The organism is Candidatus Nitrosarchaeum limnium BG20 (assembly GCF_000241145.1).
GTDB classification, from domain to species: Archaea; Thermoproteota; Nitrososphaeria; order Nitrososphaerales; family Nitrosopumilaceae; genus Nitrosarchaeum; species Nitrosarchaeum limnae.
In genome coordinates, this window is the sequence record NZ_AHJG01000005.1 from 1 (window position 1) to 2,488 (window position 2,488).

At 35.2% G+C, this 2,488-nt stretch carries 2 protein-coding genes; one reads left to right on the forward strand and one right to left on the reverse strand.

What is annotated here, in order from left to right:
* Positions 1 to 1,080 (forward strand): calcium-binding protein (locus BG20_RS12070; protein WP_010189411.1); only part of this gene is annotated, 1,080 nt, incomplete at its 5' end.
* A 12-nt stretch (positions 1,081 to 1,092) separates the two neighbouring features.
* Here the strand turns inward: BG20_RS12070 and glyS are convergent.
* Positions 1,093 to 2,488, reverse strand: a 1,396-nt coding sequence (gene glyS / locus BG20_RS00100; RefSeq protein WP_010189412.1) for a glycine--tRNA ligase, incomplete at its 5' end; no start/stop codon positions are given.

Genomic DNA, 2,488 nt, shown 5'->3' on the forward strand with positions numbered 1-2,488 from the left:
AATTGCCCAGATGATTCCAATTCTGATCAAGCAAATCTTGATAATGACTCTTTAGGTGATGTATGTGATCCAGATGCAGATGGAGATGGTTATATTTCAGATGCTTCAAATTTTGGTGGAAATGACTGTGCTGATGACAATCCATTAATCTACCCAGGTCAAATCGAAGATCCTTTCAATGGAGTTGATGATAATTGTGTTAATGGTACAGATGAACCACTATCAGTAGCTGATTTCTATGATGTAATTGGAAATAATCAATTGGTAGTTCCTGCACCAGGCGTATTGGCAAATGATCTATCTCAAAATACTATAACTTCCGCTATATTACATTCTCCGGCGGTTCATCCAGAACTTATCTGGAATGGAGATGGGGGTTTCACTTTTAATCCACCTGTAGGCTTTACTGGCACTTACACATTCTCCTACAATGCCACAGATCAATATGATACTATTAGTAGTACTGCTGGAATTGTTACACTAACTCAGACTGAACTATTCTGTGGATTACCAATTTCAGCATACACTTCAATTATTGATGGAACTCCAGGCAATGATAATCTACAAGGTACAAATGGAGATGACCTCATTCGTGGCTTTGCAGGAGATGACAAGATTAACGGTAAGAAAGGAAATGATTGCATCTATGGAGGATCAGGAGATGACAAAATAAACGGTGGAAGTGGTAATGATACAATATTTGGAGAAGAAGGCAATGACAAAATAAATGGAAACAACGGTGATGATTATATCTCAGGTGGAGATGGCAATGACAAAATAAATGGAAACAACGGTATTGATACCTTATATGGTGATGCTGGAAAAGATACAATCCATGGTGGTAACGATAATGATTACATTAATGGTGGTACTGAATTGGACAAATGTTATGGTGGCAATGGAAATAATGTAATAGATGAATGTGAAATTCTCAAGAAATTTGATGATGATAACGAAGGAGAAGATTCAGATAATAACCAATCAAATAGCAACCACGATGACAAAGGAAAGTCTGATGACAAAAAAGATGACAAAGGAAAGTCTGATGACAAAAAAGATGACAAAGGAAAGAAAAAGTAACTTCTAAATTTTTTAAGGAAAAGCGGTTTCTTTAGCTAAAATAGAATCAATCTCAGAGATCTTTATTCTCTCTTGTGACATTGAATCCCTTTTCCTAATTGTTACTGTCTGATCCTCCATACTTTGATAATCAATAGTAACTGCAAATGGAGCACCAATCTCATCTAATCTACGATATCTTCTACCAATTGCGCCTGAATGATCCAAAAAAGCATCGTATTTTCTCTTTAACTGGAGATAAATCTCATCTGCTTTTTCTTTTAGTCCGTCTTTTTTTATCAATGATAAAACTCCGACATGAACTGGAGATAGATATGGCTTTAATGATAAAACAACTCTTTCATGTTCCTTGTCATCAATGAGACTATGCTCTAAAATAGTATACAGACTACGATCAATTCCCATTGAAATCTCAAACACATGGGGAAGAACTTTATCTTCATTATCCATCACCTCAAATTTCTCTTTACTCTTTGTAGCGTGACTGGATAAATCATAATCTGATCTGTAATTACATGCAACTAGTTCTAACCACCCAATAGTGGTCTCTACTTCAAAATCAAATGCAACTTGTGCATAAAACGCCTTTTCTTTATCACCCAGTTTTCGAAATCTACTTTTTGTAATATCAATTCCAGTCTTTTCATAAAATTCGGTTAGAATAGCTAAATAGTATGCTACAAACTTGTTTGGAACAACTCCTGATTCAACTGCTTTTTTACATGTCATTGCAACAATCTCAGAATCAGTTTGTACTCTGATTATCGTATTTTCAATTTCTGTAAACTTTTCAATATCATCTAGTTTTGTAGGATTGCAAAAGATCTCGATTTCTGCCTGATAAAACTCACGTAATCTTAACAAACTCTGTCTTGGTGATATTTCATTTCTAAAACTCTTTCCTACTTGGGCAATTCCTAATGGTAATTTACCTCTCATTGTTTTGTACAATCTAGGAAAATCAACAAAGATAGATTGACATGTCTCAGGTCTAAGATATGCCTCTTCTTCTTCTGGACCGATTCCTACTTTGAACATCATGTTAAACTTTTTAGTACTTTCAAAGTCTCCTTTGCATTTTGGACACTTGATGTTGTTTTGTAATATGGCATTATCAAACTCTGACAAATCGGCACTTTCAGGAATTTCTATTTTAGAAATCTCAGCTATTGTTCTATCTGCCCTAAAAGTTGATTTGCACTTTGCACATTTTATTATTGGATCTGCAAAATTTCCCAAATGACCTGATGCCTCAAATACAGACTTTGACATTATCTGTGAGCCATCAATTTCCATCATTCCGTCTCGTCTGATCAACTCTCTGCGCCATAATTCCAAGAATTTGTTTTTCAAGCTTACACCAGATGGACCATATTCCCAAAATCCAGCCTGAGCATCTGCATAAACT